Annotated in this window: 18 protein-coding genes and 1 other annotated feature; all 18 genes read left to right on the top strand. The window is 49.8% G+C overall.

Going from position 1 to position 17,448, the window contains the following annotated elements; genetic code table 11:
* Positions 1-999: 999 nt before the first annotated feature.
* The 18 genes from AF331_RS21350 to secE all read left to right on the top strand — a co-directional run bounded on the left by AF331_RS21350 (position 1,000) and on the right by secE (position 17,370).
* Positions 1,000-1,461 carry a CtsR family transcriptional regulator gene (locus AF331_RS21350; protein ID WP_053429970.1) on the top strand — a complete coding sequence of 154 codons (462 nt, stop codon included), beginning with the start codon at positions 1,000-1,002 and terminating at the stop codon, positions 1,459-1,461.
* A gap of 20 nt (positions 1,462-1,481) precedes the next feature.
* Positions 1,482-2,024, top strand: a complete 543-nt coding sequence (locus AF331_RS21345) for a UvrB/UvrC motif-containing protein (protein WP_053429969.1) — start codon at positions 1,482-1,484, stop codon at positions 2,022-2,024.
* The gene (locus AF331_RS21340; protein ID WP_053429968.1) at positions 2,021-3,106 is read left to right on the top strand and encodes a protein arginine kinase; all 1,086 of its coding nucleotides are present in this window, start codon (positions 2,021-2,023) and stop codon (positions 3,104-3,106) included. The genes AF331_RS21345 and AF331_RS21340 overlap by 4 nt, the downstream gene beginning before the upstream one ends.
* On the top strand, positions 3,103-5,547 hold the full coding sequence (gene clpC / locus AF331_RS21335; protein ID WP_053429967.1) for an ATP-dependent protease ATP-binding subunit ClpC: 2,445 nt from the start codon (positions 3,103-3,105) through the stop codon (positions 5,545-5,547). Before AF331_RS21340 ends, clpC begins: the two co-directional genes overlap by 4 nt.
* 124 nt (positions 5,548-5,671) lie before the next feature.
* The gene (gene radA, locus AF331_RS21330; protein ID WP_048007584.1) at positions 5,672-7,042 is read left to right on the top strand and encodes a DNA repair protein RadA; all 1,371 of its coding nucleotides are present in this window, start codon (positions 5,672-5,674) and stop codon (positions 7,040-7,042) included.
* A 4-nt stretch (positions 7,043-7,046) separates the two neighbouring features.
* Positions 7,047-8,120 carry a DNA integrity scanning diadenylate cyclase DisA gene (gene disA / locus AF331_RS21325; RefSeq protein ID WP_048007585.1) on the top strand — a complete coding sequence of 358 codons (1,074 nt, stop codon included), beginning with the start codon at positions 7,047-7,049 and terminating at the stop codon, positions 8,118-8,120.
* Positions 8,121-8,306: 186 nt separating this feature from the next.
* Positions 8,307-9,395 (top strand): PIN/TRAM domain-containing protein, encoded by a 1,089-nt coding sequence (locus AF331_RS21320; protein ID WP_053429966.1) that lies wholly within the window; start codon positions 8,307-8,309, stop codon positions 9,393-9,395.
* A gap of 67 nt (positions 9,396-9,462) precedes the next feature.
* Positions 9,463-10,161, top strand: coding sequence for a 2-C-methyl-D-erythritol 4-phosphate cytidylyltransferase (gene ispD / locus AF331_RS21315; RefSeq protein WP_053429965.1), 699 nt, complete (start codon positions 9,463-9,465; stop codon positions 10,159-10,161).
* Positions 10,154-10,630: a 2-C-methyl-D-erythritol 2,4-cyclodiphosphate synthase gene (gene ispF / locus AF331_RS21310; RefSeq protein WP_053429964.1), complete on the top strand. Its 477-nt coding sequence runs from the start codon at positions 10,154-10,156 to the stop codon at positions 10,628-10,630. The genes ispD and ispF overlap by 8 nt, the downstream gene beginning before the upstream one ends.
* Before the next feature lie 66 nt (positions 10,631-10,696).
* Complete coding sequence (gene gltX, locus AF331_RS21305; RefSeq protein ID WP_053429963.1) at positions 10,697-12,154, top strand: glutamate--tRNA ligase; 1,458 nt, start codon at positions 10,697-10,699, stop codon at positions 12,152-12,154.
* Positions 12,155-12,198: 44 nt separating this feature from the next.
* Positions 12,199-12,415: a binding site (T-box leader), on the top strand.
* Between the two features lie 49 nt (positions 12,416-12,464).
* Positions 12,465-13,115: a serine O-acetyltransferase gene (gene cysE / locus AF331_RS21300; RefSeq protein WP_053429962.1), complete on the top strand. Its 651-nt coding sequence runs from the start codon at positions 12,465-12,467 to the stop codon at positions 13,113-13,115.
* The gene (gene cysS, locus AF331_RS21295; RefSeq protein WP_053429961.1) at positions 13,112-14,512 is read left to right on the top strand and encodes a cysteine--tRNA ligase; all 1,401 of its coding nucleotides are present in this window, start codon (positions 13,112-13,114) and stop codon (positions 14,510-14,512) included. The genes cysE and cysS overlap by 4 nt, the downstream gene beginning before the upstream one ends.
* Before the next feature lie 2 nt (positions 14,513-14,514).
* Positions 14,515-14,934: a Mini-ribonuclease 3 gene (locus AF331_RS21290; protein ID WP_053429960.1), complete on the top strand. Its 420-nt coding sequence runs from the start codon at positions 14,515-14,517 to the stop codon at positions 14,932-14,934.
* The gene (rlmB, locus tag AF331_RS21285) at positions 14,931-15,680 is read left to right on the top strand and encodes a 23S rRNA (guanosine(2251)-2'-O)-methyltransferase RlmB (protein ID WP_053429959.1); all 750 of its coding nucleotides are present in this window, start codon (positions 14,931-14,933) and stop codon (positions 15,678-15,680) included. The genes AF331_RS21290 and rlmB overlap by 4 nt, the downstream gene beginning before the upstream one ends.
* 2 nt (positions 15,681-15,682) lie before the next feature.
* Positions 15,683-16,192 (top strand): NYN domain-containing protein, encoded by a 510-nt coding sequence (locus tag AF331_RS21280; protein ID WP_048007594.1) that lies wholly within the window; start codon positions 15,683-15,685, stop codon positions 16,190-16,192.
* 116 nt (positions 16,193-16,308) lie between these two features.
* The gene (sigH, locus tag AF331_RS21275) at positions 16,309-16,914 is read left to right on the top strand and encodes an RNA polymerase sporulation sigma factor SigH (protein WP_370294868.1); all 606 of its coding nucleotides are present in this window, start codon (positions 16,309-16,311) and stop codon (positions 16,912-16,914) included.
* Positions 16,915-16,995: 81 nt separating this feature from the next.
* Positions 16,996-17,142, top strand: coding sequence for a 50S ribosomal protein L33 (gene rpmG / locus AF331_RS22085; RefSeq protein WP_079513658.1), 147 nt, complete (start codon positions 16,996-16,998; stop codon positions 17,140-17,142).
* 48 nt (positions 17,143-17,190) lie between these two features.
* Positions 17,191-17,370: a preprotein translocase subunit SecE gene (gene secE, locus AF331_RS21270; RefSeq protein WP_053429958.1), complete on the top strand. Its 180-nt coding sequence runs from the start codon at positions 17,191-17,193 to the stop codon at positions 17,368-17,370.
* The last annotated feature ends 78 nt before the right edge of the window (positions 17,371-17,448 follow it).

Here is a 17,448-nt window from a genome sequence, read left to right as displayed (position 1 = left end):
GATCTCCCCCTGTGAGAGTAGGACGTCGCCAGGCAATAGAGAGAAAAGCAGCTCATTTGATGGGCTGCTTTTTTTGTTAGCTGGGAAAAAAGATAGGGGAATGCGCAGGTTGCAAGTGTGAGACGTTTGCCATACCGGGGTTAAAGTACTACGGGAGGTACTACTCTTCTAGGTGAGGATTGAAAAGTTCTTTTAAATCATTAATAATCTGTGGGAGTATATGATTAGCCGAATGGGATGGACAGAGGCGTTTGCCGGAGATAAGGCTATGGGGGAGTCGCGTTTATTTGCGACTTTTTTGCGTTCCAAGCGAAGGGAGACTGATACCTGCGAACATGGTACTGATATTAGCGGTATTTTTCTAAGTAATGGATCGTTTTTCACTCCTCACACCGTTCGACATTTTTCACAACGCCTATGGAGGACTTTGAGCCTCATGGACCCATCGTTCTCCTCCGCCCGTCAAAAATATCAGCGGAAATTAATCATTTACTTGCGATATTTTTTATTCTATTTGCGAGAATCGACTTTTTATCAGCGAAATTGATCAGGGCCCGGTTTCCTATTTGCGATCTACTCTCCATACGTGCGAACGGTCGTGTATAAGTGCGGAATCCGAATCATACTAGCGATTTTATCTAGAATAAAAATCCGCCCGCAACACCCTAAATAATCCCACAAGTTGACGTTCTGTCTGTGTACAATCCCTCATGAATATGGTAGTCACGATCAAAAGGACAAGATCCTCACGTCCCACCCTTCAACATTCAATTCCTTTGCTGAACTCTTCCAAAAACCCTGCACATCCAAAGAAGGACTAACCCCACACAAAGTCGAATATACACCTAATTCGAATTTTCCGTTTTTAATTGATCTTCACGTTTAAAATACCTCCCAAACAGAAAAGCTTTTAAGGCTATGCTTCTTCATTGCAAAGATGGAAGCCCGGTTGTATAATTATAGTCAAATATAGTCAAAGTCAAATGAGGAGGAGGTTTAATGAGGAATATATCCGACATCATTGAACATTACCTGAAGAATGTATTGGATTTAAGTGAATCTGAAATCGTCGAAATCAAAAGAAGTGAGATCGCTGATAAGTTCCAATGTGTTCCTTCTCAAATAAATTATGTGATCAATACCCGCTTCACCATCGAGAAGGGGTATGTGGTCGAGAGTAAGCGTGGGGGAGGCGGCTACATCCGCATCATGCGGGTGAAGGCTCATGATCAGGTGCATCTTATTGATCAGCTTGTGGCCCTCATTACTCAGAAGATCAGTCAGAATACGGCGGCTGATATCGTTTTCCGACTCGTGGAAGAGGATATAATATCTGAAAGAGAGGCAAAGATCATGTTGAGCGTCATGGATCGATCCGTGATCATGGTCGAGTTGCCTGAACGGGATATTCTCCGGGGCAGGATGCTCCGGGCTATGCTGGATACGTTAAAATACGAGTAAGAATGTAAGAGGTGAATGGAATGATGTGTCAGGAGTGCAAGGAGAATCCGGCAACCCTTCATTTCACGAAGGTTGTGAACGGAGAGAAGACCGAGGTCCATCTATGTGAGCAATGTGCTCAGGATAAAGGAACGATGTTCGAGAATTCGGCAGCCTTTACGGTGAATAATCTGTTGGCCGGTTTATTGAATATCACCCCCGGTTTCAAGCAGGCACAGGAGCAGGAAGCGCCAAAGAAGGAAGTTCTCCAGTGTCCGAAGTGCAAATTGACATTCCAACAGTTTACGAGCATCGGCCGGTTTGGATGTTCGGAGTGTTATAAGACATTCAACAGCGAACTCGATCCGATCCTGAAGAGGGTGCACAGCGGGAATATGGAGCATCACGGAAAGGTACCGGAACGAATGGGCGGTACGATCCAGATCAAGAAGCAGATCAAGAAGCTGAGAACGGAACTCCAGGCCCTCATCGAAGAGGAAGAGTTTGAGAGAGCAGCTGAAACGAGAGACCGCATTCGTTCCCTTGAACGTGAGATGAAGCAGGAAGGGGGAGGTGCAGAATGAGTCTGGAGCGATTTTTAAGCAATACTGTCAGTTCGTGGATGAATGAAGAAGGCCCCCAATCGGATATTGTACTGAGTTCCCGGGTGCGTTTGGCACGGAATCTGACGGACTTCCGTTTTTCAACCCTCTATTCACCCGAGGAAGCCGGACAGATCGTAGAGCGGGTGAAAGAGAAAATGTCTTCATTTCCCAAAGAGCTGGGTGAACTTGAATTTTTACCTACGAGTGAGATTCAGCCGTTGGAAAAAAGGGTATTGATGGAGAAACACCTGATCAGTCCGAATCTGGCAGAAGATAAGAATGTCGGGGCCGTCCTTCTATCACCAGATGAAGATATAAGCATAATGGTAAATGAAGAGGATCATATCCGGATACAGTGTCTTTATCCCGGTCTTCAACTGAAGCAGGCCCTCTCCCGTGCCAATGAGCTCGATGACTGGTTTGAGAGCGAACTGGACTTTGCATTTGATGAAAAGTACGGGTACCTGACCACCTGCCCTACGAATGTGGGCACGGGACTCAGGGCATCGGTCATGGTCCATCTTCCAGGCTTGGTCCTCACCCAGCAGATGAACCGGATCATACCGGCGATCAACCAGCTTGGACTCGTCGTGAGGGGCATTTACGGCGAAGGCAGTGAAGCCCTGGGGAATATCTTTCAAATCTCCAATCAGACGACCCTCGGTAAGTCCGAAGTGGATATCGTGGAGGATCTCATCAGCGTGGTGAATCAGATCATTGCCAAGGAACTGACGGCGAGGGAGGCATTAGTTCAGACCTCCAACATACAATTAGAAGATAGGGTCTTCAGATCGCTGGGGGTGCTGGAGCATAGCCGCATCATTGAATCGAAGGAAGCGGCCAAATGCCTGTCGGATGTTCGTTTGGGCATCGATCTGGGCATGATCCACAGTCTCTCCAAAAATATTTTGAATGAATTGATGATTTTGACCCAACCGGGTTTTTTACAACAATATTCCGGAGGTCCATTGCGACCGAATGAACGGGACATAAGAAGGTCTTCCTTGATCAGGGAGCGAATTAGATTGGATAAAGATACATGTGAGGAGGAAGAATCATGATGTTTGGTCGATTTACAGAAAGAGCTCAAAAAGTATTGGCATTAGCCCAGGAAGAAGCCATCCGACTAGCCCATAATAACATCGGCACTGAACATATCCTGCTTGGCCTTGTTCGTGAAGGAGAGGGGATTGCAGCCAAGGCACTGACTGCCCTTGGACTAAGCCCTGAGAAGATCCAGAAGGAAGTGGAGGGTCTGATCGGAAAAGGAACGGAGAAGTCCCAGACGATCCACTATACGCCCCGCGCGAAGAAAGTCATCGAACTTTCCATGGATGAAGCAAGGAAGCTCGGTCACTCTTACGTAGGGACAGAGCATATCCTTCTCGGTCTGATCCGTGAAGGGGAAGGCGTGGCAGCACGGGTACTTGGAAACCTTGGTGTAAGCTTGAATAAAGCAAGACAGCAGGTTCTCCAGCTCCTCGGCAACAACGATTCCGGCGGACATCAGGGAGGCGGCAGCACGAATGCCAATACGCCGACGCTCGATAGTCTTGCACGTGACTTGACGGCCATTGCCCGTGAAGGAAGCCTTGATCCGGTCATCGGACGAAGCAAGGAAATCCAGCGTGTCATCGAAGTGCTAAGCCGCCGTACGAAGAACAATCCGGTCCTTATCGGTGAACCGGGTGTGGGTAAGACGGCGATTGCTGAAGGCCTTGCCCAGCAGATCATCGCGAATGAAGTACCGGAGATCCTCCGTGATAAGCGTGTCATGACCCTCGATATGGGAACCGTCGTAGCCGGAACGAAATACCGTGGTGAGTTCGAGGACCGCTTGAAAAAAGTGATGGATGAGATCCGTCAGGCAGGGAATATCATTCTCTTCATCGATGAGCTACACACGCTGATCGGGGCAGGAGGGGCCGAAGGGGCAATCGATGCTTCCAACATCCTCAAGCCTTCCCTTGCACGTGGAGAACTGCAATGTATCGGGGCGACGACCCTCGATGAATATCGCAAGTATATCGAGAAGGATGCGGCCCTTGAACGCCGGTTCCAGCCTATCCAGGTCAATGAGCCGACAGCAGATGAGTCCATCCAGATCCTCAAAGGTCTTCGTGACCGCTATGAGGCGCATCACCGTGTATCCATCACGGATGCTGCCATCGATGCGGCTGTGAAACTCTCTGACCGCTATATCTCAGACCGATTCCTTCCGGATAAGGCAATCGATTTGATCGATGAAGCCGGTTCGAAAGTCCGTCTCCGCTCGTATACGACTCCTCCGAATTTGAAGGAGCTTGAAGCGAAGCTGGAAGAGATCCGCAAAGAGAAAGATGCGGCGGTTCAGAGCCAGGAGTTTGAAAAAGCCGCTTCCCTCCGCGATTCCGAGCAGAAGCTTCGTGAAGAGCTGGAAGAAACGAAGAATACATGGAAAGAAAAGCAGGGGCAGGAAAATACCGAAGTCACAGTGGAAGATATCGCGAAGGTCGTGTCCAACTGGACTGGAGTACCTGTATCCAAGCTTGCTCAAACAGAAACAGATCGTCTCTTGAAGCTTGAAGAAATCCTTCACTCCCGTGTGATCGGCCAATCCGAAGCGGTTGTCGCCGTATCGAAAGCGGTGCGCCGTGCGCGTGCAGGACTGAAGGATCCGAAGCGTCCGATCGGTTCATTCATCTTCCTCGGTCCTACCGGTGTCGGAAAAACCGAATTGGCCCGTGCTCTTGCGGAATCCATGTTCGGTGATGAAGAAGCGATGATCCGGATCGATATGTCGGAATACATGGAGAAGCATTCCACCTCCCGTCTCGTCGGTTCCCCTCCGGGATATGTCGGGTACGAAGAAGGTGGTCAGCTGACTGAGAAAGTCCGTCGTAAACCTTATTCCGTCGTGCTCCTCGATGAAATCGAAAAAGCACATCCAGATGTCTTCAATATCCTTCTGCAAGTCTTGGAAGATGGTCGTTTGACTGACTCCAAAGGAAGGACAGTCGACTTCAGGAATACGGTGCTGATCATGACATCGAATGTCGGGGCACAATCCCTTAAAGCCAATAAGCATATGGGCTTCAATATCCAAGACGGGAAACAGGATTACAAAGATATGAAAGGGAAAGTGATGGAGGAACTGAAACGCGCCTTCCGTCCGGAATTCCTGAACCGTATCGATGAAATCATCGTCTTCCACTCATTGGAGAAAGACCACCTGAAAGAGATCGTGACCCTTATGTCGAATCAACTCACGAAGCGCCTCAAGGAGCAGGATATCCATCTTGAGCTTTCTGCGGCTGCCAAGGAGAAGATTGCGGATGAAGGATTCGATCCTGAATACGGTGCAAGACCGCTTCGCAGGGCCATACAGAAATATGTCGAAGATAAACTATCTGAAGAGCTCCTGAGAGGGAAGGTCTTGACGGGTCAAGACATCCTCATCGATGTCGAAGGGGAAGAATTCGTCGTCAAATTGAAAGAAGAAGCAACCAATTCAACTCCTTGATGGTAAAAGGAAGAGGTACACGGTCATGAACCTGTGCCTCTTTTTTTCCATAAGAAGAAAAGAGTATGTATAGCCGGGACGCGCCCGGTATAGTAATAAGACTAGGAAGAGGAGTAGGATCGTTTTGGCAAAAAAGAAGACAAAATTCGTATGTTCATCCTGCGGGTATGAATCGGCAAAATGGATGGGGAAATGTCCCGGATGCAATGAGTGGAACACGATGGTGGAAGAAGTGGCCATTACGGGGAAGCAGCCCCGTGGTGCATTCCAACACAGCGAAGGGCCGTCGAAGGCTGAAAAGCTGACATCCATCGAGACGATGCAAGAACCCCGTGTCCTTACTGATTCCAAAGAACTCAACCGGGTGCTTGGAGGCGGAGTGGTGCCGGGATCGCTTGTGTTGATAGGGGGAGACCCGGGGATAGGGAAATCTACCCTGCTGCTGCAAGTTTCCTCTCAGCTTGCCGAACAAAAGCAAAAAGTCCTTTATATTTCAGGTGAAGAGTCCATCAAGCAGACCAAATTGCGTGCGGACCGGCTGAATATCACGGCTGATGACCTATACATATATGCAGAAACCAACCTGCAGTCGATCCACCAGACCATCGATCAGCTTTCACCCGACTTTGTCATCATCGACTCCATTCAAACCATCTATCATCCGGAGGTCACTTCGGCACCCGGTAGCGTATCGCAGGTGCGGGAATGTACGGCGGAATTGATGCGGATCGGTAAGACGAAGGGAATTGCCATTTTCATTGTCGGACATGTAACCAAGGAAGGATCCATCGCTGGTCCCCGCCTGCTCGAGCATATGGTGGATACAGTCCTCTATTTTGAAGGGGAGCGGCACCATTCCTACAGGATCTTGAGAGCGGTGAAAAACCGTTTCGGTTCTACGAATGAGATGGGGATCTTCGAAATGAAGGAACTGGGTCTTGAAGAAGTCGCCAATCCTTCGGAGATCTTCCTCGAAGAACGTTCACAAGGATCTGCCGGGTCGACGGTCGTTGCATCCATGGAAGGAACAAGGCCGGTGCTTGTGGAAATCCAAGCCCTCGTCACACCGACGAGCTTCAATAACCCTAGACGTATGGCAACGGGAATCGACCATAGCAGGGTCTCCCTCATCATGGCAGTGCTGGAGAAGCGGGCGGGGATGCTCCTTCAACAGCAGGATGCCTACCTAAAGGTCGCAGGCGGAGTGAAGCTCGACGAGCCGGCTATCGATTTGGCCGTGGCGGCGAGCATTGCTTCAAGCTTCAGGGACAAAGCCTCACGCGCACAGGATTGCATCATCGGGGAAGTGGGTCTGACCGGGGAGATCCGACGCGTCTCACGGATCGAGCAGAGAGTGCAGGAAGCGGCGAAGCTCGGCTTCCAACGGGTCATCATCCCGCAGAACAATATCGGGGGATGGCAGGCACCGGGCGGCATCGAAGTGGTCGGTGTATCCGATATCCATCAAGCGTTGGGTATGATTTTAGGAGGATAACAAAATGGAAGATAAAAAGGCAAAGGATAAATCCATATCGGATATTTTACAATTCGTTGCGCCCGGTGCGCCTATCCGGGATGGGATTGATAATGTGCTCCGGGCCAACACCGGCGGACTGATCGTCGTCGGATACAACGACAAGGTCAAGTCCGTTCTGGACGGAGGCTTTCATATCAACTGTCCGTTTTCACCGAGCTATCTGTATGAGCTCGCGAAAATGGACGGGGCGATCGTCCTGAACGAATCCGGGACGAAGATCATCCTGGCCAATGCCCAGCTTGCCCCCGATGTGTATGTTCCTTCTACAGAGACAGGGATGAGGCATCGTACGGCAGAAAGGGTGGCAAGGCAGACGAATGCCCTTGTGATTGCCATCTCTCAGCGCCGGAACGTCATCACCCTGTATCAGGGCAATTTCCGATACGCCCTGAAGGACATTTCCGTCATCTTGACCAAAGCCAATCAGGCTGTGCAGACCCTGGAGAAATACAAGGTCGTCCTCGATCAGAGCATCTCCAATCTATCGGTTCTGGAGTTCGAAGAATTGGTGACCCAGAGCGACCTGCTCCAGGTTCTCCATCGATTCGAAATGGTCCTCAGGATCAAAAATGAGCTTCTGACCTATCTGAGTGAACTCGGCACGGAGGGAAGACTGATCCGCCTGCAGATGAATGAACTGCTTTCAGACATCGAGAGCGAGGCCATGCTGATCTTCCGGGATTACGCCATGGACCGCAACGTGAAAGCATTCGAGCTTCTATACAAGTTCCAGGAGCTTGTGCGCTCAGAAGTCCTTGAAGACAATGTGCTCCTGAAGCTTTTGGGTTATCAGGGCTATCCCCACCACGACGAGGCGATGTTCCCGCGCGGATACCGTGTATTGAATAAGATCCCGCGCCTGCCGATCGTGATCATCGAGAACGTGATCAATGAGTATGATGCCCTGCATCATATCGTGAAAGCGACGGTGGAAGACCTCGATGAAGTGGAAGGGATCGGGGAAGTGAGGGCGCGCAAGATTAAAGAAGGTCTCAAACTCATAAAAGAACAAACGTTCGCTGACCGGCAATTATAGCACCCAAGTCCCGGTTTGATAAAAGGGAAATTTGCCCTGTTTCCAAAAAATTGACAGTGCAATCTCCGAGTGTTAGCCTTTTCATGAGGGCCTCTATCATCGTTTGTGAAATTGAAGAAAATTAGTCAAGAATCTCACGTTTTAAAAATCATAAATTGTTTATAATGGATAGGAGGAGGTGAAGGTATGTTAAAAAGAATCGTTCAGGCATGCTTCCTTATCGTAGGTGGTACACTAGGGATCCTATTGATTCCGGAGTTATTGTCGGTCATCAACATGGCGGATATTTCATTAATCAATAATGCATATATGACTGCTATATTAGGTGCCATTATTTTTTATATTATTTCGTTCTGGGCAGTCGAGTATGTGGTGAACTTTGTCAAATGGTTTGAAGATAGTTTGGTAAAGGCCCCGGTGACGGATTTGCTCTTTGGAAGTCTTGGTTTGATTATCGGATTGATCGTAGCATATCTGTTGGGAATTGCCGTCAATCAGCTTGAATTCCCGATCTTGAATGCGGTCGTACCGGTACTCTTGACCTTGCTGCTTGGGTATCTTGGTTTCCAAGTCGGCTTCAAGAAGCGGGATGAAATGGTAGGTCTCTTCGGCAATTCTCGTTCCAAGAAGAAAGATTCCGAAGAAGATGATGAGGCAAACGCCGTGAAGACGCTCAAGATCCTCGATACAAGCGTGATCATCGACGGACGCATCGCAGACATCTGTCAGACAGGCTTCCTCGAAGGAATCGTCGTCATTCCTCAGTTCGTCCTCGAAGAGCTCCAGCATATCGCTGATTCATCCGACGTATTGAAGCGGAATCGCGGACGTCGAGGACTGGATATCTTGAACCGCATCCAGAAGGAATTGCCGGTTGAAGTCCAGATCTACGAGGGCGACTTCGAAGAGATCCAAGAGGTGGATTCAAAGCTTGTGAAGCTTGCCAAACTCACGAACGGAATCGTTGTGACCAATGATTTCAACCTGAATAAGGTATGTGACCTTCAAGGGGTACAAGTACTGAATATCAATGACTTGGCGAACGCCGTTAAGCCTGTCGTACTTCCTGGTGAAGAACTGAAGGTACAGGTGATCAAAGACGGGAAAGAGCATAATCAAGGCATTGCCTACCTCGATGATGGCACGATGATCGTCGTGGAGGAAGGACGCAATTACATCGGTAAATATATCGATGTCCTTGTCACTTCGGTACTGCAGACATCCGCGGGTCGGATGATCTTCGCAAAGCCGAAACAGTTGGAAAAAGCGCTATAAGCCTGACTCCTTTGACCCGGTAAGGTATAATGGATGAATACTAGAGGAAGTCAAAGGAGTTAATCATATGGAGTATCAAGTGGTCATCCCGGCTGCCGGAAGGGGCAAACGGATGAAAGCGGATCGGAATAAGCTGCTTCTTGAGTTGGACGGGGCACCCATCATTGTCCATACCCTTCAAGTGTTCGACCGGGATCCCCTGTGCCAGGGGATCTTTGTTGCTATCCATCCCGATGAACGGGAGGAGTTCGACGCTCTGATCGATCGTCATGATATCGGCAAGGATATCCGACTCGTCGACGGGGGGGAAGAAAGACAGGATAGCGTCTATCAGGCATTGCTTGAGGTCGATCATGAAGTCGTACTCGTTCATGATGGTGCCAGGCCGTTCATTTCCCGGTCGGTCATCCACGAGCTCGCTGAGCGGGCTTGGGAGACGGGCGGGGCGATTGCCGCGGTTCCGGTAAAGGATACCATCAAGAAAGTCATGGATGGGAAAGTCGAAGAAACGATCGAGCGCTCAAGCTTGTGGATGGTGCAGACCCCACAGGCTTTTCGCGTTTCATCCTTGAAGAGTGCCCACGATGCAGCAAGGGACGAAGGGTTCCTCGGGACCGATGACGCTTCTCTCGTGGAGCGTCTTGGAGAAGACGTGTCCATCGTGGAAAGTGATTATGACAATATCAAATTGACAACGCCGGAGGATATGTTTTTTGCCGAGGCGATATTGAAGAAGAGAACAGAAGGAGGAAAACATCATGTTTAGAATCGGACAAGGCTTCGATGTGCATCAACTAGTGGAGGATCGTCCATTGATCATGGGCGGCATCACGATCCCGTATGAGAAAGGGCTTCTGGGGCATTCTGACGCCGACGTCCTTCTCCATGCCGTGGCGGATGCCTGCCTCGGTGCCATTGCTGCCGGTGACATCGGGAAGCATTTCCCGGATACGGACGAAGAGTTCAAGGACGCAGACTCGGCCAAGTTGCTTCAGCACGTATGGGCAATGGTCAAAGAGGAAGGCTATGAACTAGGGAATATCGATTGCACCATCATCGCCCAAAAGCCGAAGATGGCCCCGTATATCGATGAGATGAGAGCAAGGATCGCCGAGCTCCTCGAAGCGGATCCATCCCAGGTGAATGTAAAGGCCACAACATCCGAAAAACTTGGTTTCACCGGTCGCGGAGAAGGGATCGCCGCTCAGACGACGGTTCTGGTGAAGCAAAAGTAAGCCCCTTTATTCCGTTTTCGAACGGTGGTAAACTAATACAAGCAGAATCATTGAGGAGGAACGAATATGTCAAACGAAGTACGCGTACGCTATGCCCCGAGTCCAACGGGTCATTTACATATCGGCAATGCCCGTACGGCCCTATTCAACTATCTATACGCCCGCAGTGTGGGCGGGAAATTCATCATCCGCATCGAGGATACGGATAAGAAGCGAAACATTGAAGGCGGAGAAGAAAGCCAGCTCAAATACCTTCAGTGGCTGGGGATCGACTGGGATGAAAGTGTAGATAAGGAAGGGGAATACGGCCCTTATCGTCAATCCGAGCGTAACCATATTTACGAACAGTATTTGAATGAGCTTCTTGAAAGCGGAAAAGCTTATAAATGCTACTGTACGGAGGAAGAGCTGGAAGCTGAAAGGGAAGCGCAAAGCGCATCCGGTCAGATGCCTCGCTACTCCGGTAAATGCCGCAACCTGACAGCGGAAGAGCAGGAGAAGCTTGCTGCGGAAGGACGCCAGCCTAGCATCCGTTTCCGTGTGCCTGAAGGCCGAGTATTTTCTTTCAACGATATCGTAAAAGACGAAGTATCATTTGAATCTGATGGTATCGGTGATTTTGTCATCGCGAAGAAAGATGGTACACCGACGTATAACTTTGCCGTGGCAGTCGATGATTATCTTATGAAGATTTCCCACGTGCTCCGCGGAGAAGATCATATCTCCAATACACCGAAGCAGCTCATGATCTTTGATGCCCTTGGCTGGGAGCCGCCGGTATTTGGTCACATGACCCTGATCGTGAATGAAAGCCGCAAGAAGCTGAGTAAGCGTGATGAGAGCATCATCCAGTTCATCGAGCAATATGAAGCCCTCGGCTATCTTCCGGAAGCGCTCTTCAACTTCATCGCCCTTCTCGGTTGGTCGCCAAAAGGGGAAGATGAGTTGTTCTCAAGGGAAGAATTCATCAAGATCTTCGACCCTGAGCGCCTTTCTACATCGTCTGCCCTGTTCGATAATCAGAAGCTGACGTGGATGAACAACCAGTATATGAAAGCCCTCGATCTTGATCAGGTGGTCGCTCTTGCAGAACCGCATTTGATCAAAGCTGGCAAGATCAGCGGGAACCCGACTGCTGAAGAGCATGAGTGGGTTCGTCGCGTTGTCGGTCTCTATCAGGAGCAAATGAGCTTCGGAGCTGAGATTGTCGAGCTTTCGGAAATGTTCTTCAAGGATGATCTGGAATACGATGCAGAAGCGAAAGCCGTATTGGACGAGGAAGAGGTTCCTGAAGTGCTCCGTGCATTCCTTGATGAGATCGAAGCCCTTGAGACTTACGAAGCGGCAGAAATCAAAAAATCCATCAAAAATGTCCAGAAGTCGACGGGACATAAGGGCAAGAAGCTATTCATGCCGATCCGCGTGGCCGTTACCGGTCAGACACATGGCCCGGAACTTCCGAATGCCATCGAATTGTTGGGGAAAGATAAAGTGAAACTTCGCCTTCAAGGACTTTTAGGTTAACATTTCGCAGGGAATGTAATATAGTAAGAGTATCACGAATTGGATAAATCGCGTTGAAGAGGAGAAGTAGGGATACGGATGCTGATTAGAGAGGACCATCACCGGCTGAAAGTGGTCTGAGCCCCTCCGTTCCTGAAATGCACCTCTGAGTCCGTTGCTGAACATATAAGTAGGTGATGGCGGCTTCCACCGTTAACAGGATCCGAGTTGGGGAGTGATCCCAATCAGAGTGGAACCGCGCTTGCCTACAGCGTCTCTGTCATTTGACAGGGGCGTTTTTTTATTGAGCGAATGAAAGGAGGGGGATGGAATGTTCAAGACATTCAAAGAAGACATCGATGTCGTGTTCGATCAGGATCCGGCCGCGAGGAATTATTTCGAAGTGGTCCTTACGTACTCGGGACTGCATGCCATCTGGGCCCACAGGGTCGCCCACGCATTTTTCAAACGGAGATTCTTTTTCCTCGCCCGTGTGATTTCTCAGATCAGCCGCTTCTTCACCGGAGTGGAGATCCACCCCGGCGCCAAGATAGGCCGCCGGTTCTTCATCGACCACGGGATGGGAGTGGTCATCGGCGAGACGTGTGAGATCGGGGACAACGTCACCCTTTTCCAGGGCGTCACACTCGGGGGTACGGGTAAAGAGAAAGGGAAGCGGCACCCTACGATAAGGGACAATGCCCTCATTGCGACAGGAGCAAAAGTATTAGGTTCCATCGTAGTTGGGGAAAATTCTAAAGTAGGGGCAGGATCGGTCGTCTTGAAGGATGTCCCACCGAACTCCACTGTCGTGGGCATCCCGGGGAAAGTCGTGATACAGGACGGGGTGAAGATCCAGAAGGACCTGAACCACTGTGACCTGCCGGATCCGATCAATGACCGCATCAAACAGCTGCAATCAGAAATCGAAGAACTCAGGAGTCTATTACAAGAGGAACATGGAAGGAGTCGATCGTCTTGACGATCCGTTTATATAATACACTTACTAGACAGAAGGAAGAATTCAAGCCCCTTGAAGAAGGGAAGGTCAAGATGTACGTGTGCGGACCAACGGTCTACAACTACATCCACATCGGGAATGCCCGGCCGGCCATCGTATTCGATACGGTACGCCGCTACTTGGAGTATCGGGACTATGATGTGAAATTCGTCTCAAACTTCACCGATGTCGACGATAAGCTCATCAAGGCAGCCAACGAGCTTGGTGAAGAGGTACCGACGATCGCCAAGCGTTTCATCGACGCATACTTTGAAGACACCGGGGCTCTCGGATGCCAGAAAGCCGATATCCACCCGACCGTGACGGATAACATCGATACCATCATTGAATTCATCTCGGCCCTTGTTGACAAAGGGTTCGCCTATGAATCCCAAGGCGATGTATACTACCGCACAAGGAAGTTTGACGGATACGGGAAGCTATCCCATCAGTCCGTAGACGAGTTGAAAGTCGGAGCGCGTATCGACGTGGGTGATAAAAAAGAAGACGAACTCGACTTCGTCCTGTGGAAGTCAGCGAAAGAAGGGGAAATCTCCTGGGATAGTCCTTGGGGACATGGCCGTCCCGGCTGGCATATCGAGTGCTCGGCCATGGCGAAGCGCTACCTCGGGGATACGATCGATATCCACGCAGGCGGACAGGATCTTACATTCCCCCATCACGAAAATGAGATTGCCCAGTCAGAAGCCCTGACCGGAAAACCTTTCGCGAAATACTGGCTTCATAACGGATATATCAATATCGATAACGAAAAAATGTCGAAGTCCTTGGGGAACTTTGTATTGGTCCACGACATCATCAAGGAACACGACCCGCAAGTGCTGCGTTTCTTCATGCTGTCGGTCCATTACCGCCATCCGATCAACTATAACTTGGAGCTGCTGGAGAACGCGAAGACGGCCCTTGACCGTATCCGCACCTCGTATGATAATCTCCAGCATCGCAAGGAAACGAGTGCCAATCTTGCAGATCACGATCAAGAATGGTTCGGCAAGGTCTCGGCTCTCAAGAACCAATTCATCGAAGCGATGGACGATGACTTCAATACGGCGAATGGAATCTCCTCCCTGTTCGAACTTTCCCGGCAGGCGAACTACTACCTCATGGAAAAGAACACCTCGACAGCCGTCATTGATTCATTCCTCGCCAAGTTCCAAGAGTTCTTCAGCGTACTCGGGCTCTCCCTTGCTGCCAGTGAAGAACTTGTAGATGAAGAGATCGATGAGCTGATCGAGAAGCGGCTTCAAGCACGTAAAGACCGTGACTTCCAATTGGCAGATGAAATCCGTGATACGTTGAAAGCGCGGAATATCATCCTCGAAGACACTCCTCAAGGCACACGCTGGAAAAGAGGTTGAGGATGCTGTACGAAACGAATGAGCACATCGATGCGAAACAAATGAATCCATTGGCCTTGGCCTATATGGGGGATGCCGTGTATGAAACGTATGTGCGGCAGCTCCTCCTCACCAAAGGAAGGGTCAAGCCCAATCAGCTTCACCGGGCCGCCACGAGCTATGTATCGGCAAAATCACAGGCGGCAATCCTCAAGTGGCTGTTCGAGGAAGAGCTCCTCTCTGAAGAGGAAGTCCTGGTCGTCAAACGGGGAAGGAATGCGAAATCCGGCACCACCCCCAAGAATACAGATGTGCAGACGTATAAGCATAGTACCGCTTTTGAAGCGCTGCTCGGATTTCTTTTCCTTCAGAATCGCATCGAGCGGCTGGAGGAACTGATCACGTTGATCTTTGAACAAAAAGGAAAGGAGGAAAGAGCATGAGTAACGAATTAGATTTTATTGGAGGACGTAACCCCGTCATTGAAGCATTGAAGTCGGGGCGGGATATCAACAAGATTTGGATCCAGGAGGGGTCGCAGAAGGGATCGATGCAGCAGGTCATCGGTCTGGCGAAGGACTCCAATATCCTGGTCCAGTTCGTACCGAAGAAGAAAATTGAACAAATGGTTCCCGACAATCATCAGGGTGTCGTTGCATCGGTTGCAGCTTATCAGTATGCAGAAATCGATGATCTCTTCAAGAAGGCACAGGAAAAGGGGGAGGATCCTTTCTTTCTGATCTTGGACGAGCTTGAAGATCCACATAATCTTGGCTCCATCATGCGGACCGCCGATGCTTCAGGTGCACACGGGATCATCATTCCGAAGCGGCGCGCAGTCGGTTTAACGTCGACGGTGGCCAAAGCGTCCACCGGGGCCATTGAACATATCCCCGTGGCACGGGTCACCAACCTGTCACGTGCAGTCGAGGAACTGAAGGACCGCGGTGTATGGATCGCCGGTACGGATGCCAAGGGCAGTCAGGACTACCGCAGGCTCGACGGTACGCTTCCCATCGGTTTGATCATCGGGAGCGAAGGCAAGGGGATGAGCAGGATCCTGAGGGATAAATGCGACTTCCTTGTCCAACTGCCGATGGTCGGACATGTGACATCATTGAATGCCTCGGTGGCAGCCAGTATTTTAATGTATGAGGTTCACCGCACTCGCCACCCGCTGGGAGAATAGCCATGGACATTCTCCTAGTGGACGGATATAACATCATCGGTGCCTGGCACGAGCTGAACGAGCTGAAGAAGAAGGACTTGTCGGCTGCCAGGGACCGCCTGGTGGAACAGATGGCTGAATACCAAGGGTATACCGGCTATCGGGTGATCGTCATTTTTGACGCCTATTACGTGCAGGGAATCGCAAGGAAATACAACAACTACAAGGTGGAAGTGATCTTCACCAAAGAGAATGAGACGGCAGATGAGCGGATCGAGAAACTCGCCATCGAGCTCAACAACATCAAGACGCAGATCCATGTAGCGACGTCTGACTTCACGGAGCAGTGGGCGATATTCGGTCAGGGAGCCCTGCGGAAATCGGCCAGGGAACTTCTGAACGAAGTAAATGCCATCGAAAAGAAAATCGAAAAAAAAGTACGAAATTCGACAGACCGAAAGCCCCCTACGAAGATACCGTTGTCGAATGAAGTCGCTGAAATCTTTGAGAAATGGCGGCGCGGGGAACGATGACCGGTTGACGATTGAATTTTCTGTCATGTATAATATTTCTATCTATTGCTACGCGCGGGGGGATGTCTGTGAGCAATATCACCAGGACAGAAGCATTTGACGAGAAATTGGTGACAATGGATGACGAAGCAATCATAGAAGCGGTTCATCAGGGTCATAGCGAAGCGCTGGATTATTTGATTAAGAAATATCGCAATTTCGTTAGGGCGAAAGCACGTTCCTACTTCCTGATCGGTGCAGATAAAGAAGATATCGTGCAGGAGGGGATGATCGGCCTTTATAAGGCCATCCGCGACTACAGGGAGGACAAGCTAACCTCTTTCAAGGCGTTTGCGGAACTGTGCATCACCCGACAGATCATAACAGCCATCAAGACAGCCACTAGACAGAAACACATACCGCTCAATTCCTACGTGTCATTGGACAAGCCGATTTATGATGACGAATCGGACAGAACGCTGCTCGATGTCATCTCAGGTGCGAAAGTCATGGATCCTGAAGCTCTCATCATCAACCGTGAAGAATTCGATAATATGGAAGATAAGATGGCCGAGCTCCTGAGTGATCTTGAACGGAAGGTGCTCGCATTGTATCTTGACGGGCAATCCTACCAGGAAATCTCAGAAGAGTTGAACCGCCACGTGAAGTCCATCGACAACGCATTGCAACGCGTGAAGCGGAAGCTTGAACGCTACTTGGAAGTCCGGGAAATAACCATGTAACCGTATTGACACAATTTGGTGACCGTGTTATTTTTGATAGGACTTAATATGGACCGAACAGGGTCCGGACCGGGTGATAGGATGACAAAGAAATTAATACTGGCCTGTACCGTTTGCGGATCGCGGAACTACAGCGTTCCCGGCAAGCAGAATCAGTCCGTTCGATTAGAATTAAAGAAGTTCTGTAATACGTGCAATTCCCACACCCTTCACAAGGAAACAAAATGATGGGGACGGAACTCTACAGCATTGATACTAGTTGGAGGTTACTAACGGATGTTTAAATTCTTTCGCAACGTAGCATCGGAAATGAGGAAGGTTAGCTGGCCGTCCCGCAAAGAGCTGACGCGCTATACCATCACGGTTATCACGACCGTTGTCGTATTTGCCCTGTTCTTCACGGTGATCGACCTTGGTATATCAGAACTCATGCGAGTCCTCATCGATTCAAAATAAAGAAACAGAGATTTACCTGTATATATACCGTCAAAGCATGGTATAATGGACGATAATAGAGTACTGACCTTTGAGCCC

The organism is Rossellomorea marisflavi (assembly GCF_001274775.1).
Lineage (GTDB): Bacteria > Bacillota > Bacilli > Bacillales > Bacillaceae_B > Rossellomorea > Rossellomorea marisflavi.
This window is presented reverse-complemented; position numbering and strand designations above follow the sequence as displayed.

Coding starts and splice junctions, on each gene's coding strand:
- AF331_RS21350 (WP_053429970.1), top strand. CDS start 1,000: ATGAGGAATATATCCGACATCATTGAACATTACCTGAAGAATGTATTG.
- AF331_RS21345 (WP_053429969.1), top strand. CDS start 1,482: ATGATGTGTCAGGAGTGCAAGGAGAATCCGGCAACCCTTCATTTCACG.
- AF331_RS21340 (WP_053429968.1), top strand. CDS start 2,021: ATGAGTCTGGAGCGATTTTTAAGCAATACTGTCAGTTCGTGGATGAAT.
- clpC (WP_053429967.1), top strand. CDS start 3,103: ATGATGTTTGGTCGATTTACAGAAAGAGCTCAAAAAGTATTGGCATTA.
- disA (WP_048007585.1), top strand. CDS start 7,047: ATGGAAGATAAAAAGGCAAAGGATAAATCCATATCGGATATTTTACAA.
- AF331_RS21320 (WP_053429966.1), top strand. CDS start 8,307: ATGTTAAAAAGAATCGTTCAGGCATGCTTCCTTATCGTAGGTGGTACA.
- ispD (WP_053429965.1), top strand. CDS start 9,463: ATGGAGTATCAAGTGGTCATCCCGGCTGCCGGAAGGGGCAAACGGATG.
- ispF (WP_053429964.1), top strand. CDS start 10,154: ATGTTTAGAATCGGACAAGGCTTCGATGTGCATCAACTAGTGGAGGAT.
- gltX (WP_053429963.1), top strand. CDS start 10,697: ATGTCAAACGAAGTACGCGTACGCTATGCCCCGAGTCCAACGGGTCAT.
- cysE (WP_053429962.1), top strand. CDS start 12,465: ATGTTCAAGACATTCAAAGAAGACATCGATGTCGTGTTCGATCAGGAT.
- AF331_RS21290 (WP_053429960.1), top strand. CDS start 14,515: ATGCTGTACGAAACGAATGAGCACATCGATGCGAAACAAATGAATCCA.
- rlmB (WP_053429959.1), top strand. CDS start 14,931: ATGAGTAACGAATTAGATTTTATTGGAGGACGTAACCCCGTCATTGAA.
- AF331_RS21280 (WP_048007594.1), top strand. CDS start 15,683: ATGGACATTCTCCTAGTGGACGGATATAACATCATCGGTGCCTGGCAC.
- sigH (WP_370294868.1), top strand. CDS start 16,309: ATGGATGACGAAGCAATCATAGAAGCGGTTCATCAGGGTCATAGCGAA.
- rpmG (WP_079513658.1), top strand. CDS start 16,996: ATGACAAAGAAATTAATACTGGCCTGTACCGTTTGCGGATCGCGGAAC.
- secE (WP_053429958.1), top strand. CDS start 17,191: ATGTTTAAATTCTTTCGCAACGTAGCATCGGAAATGAGGAAGGTTAGC.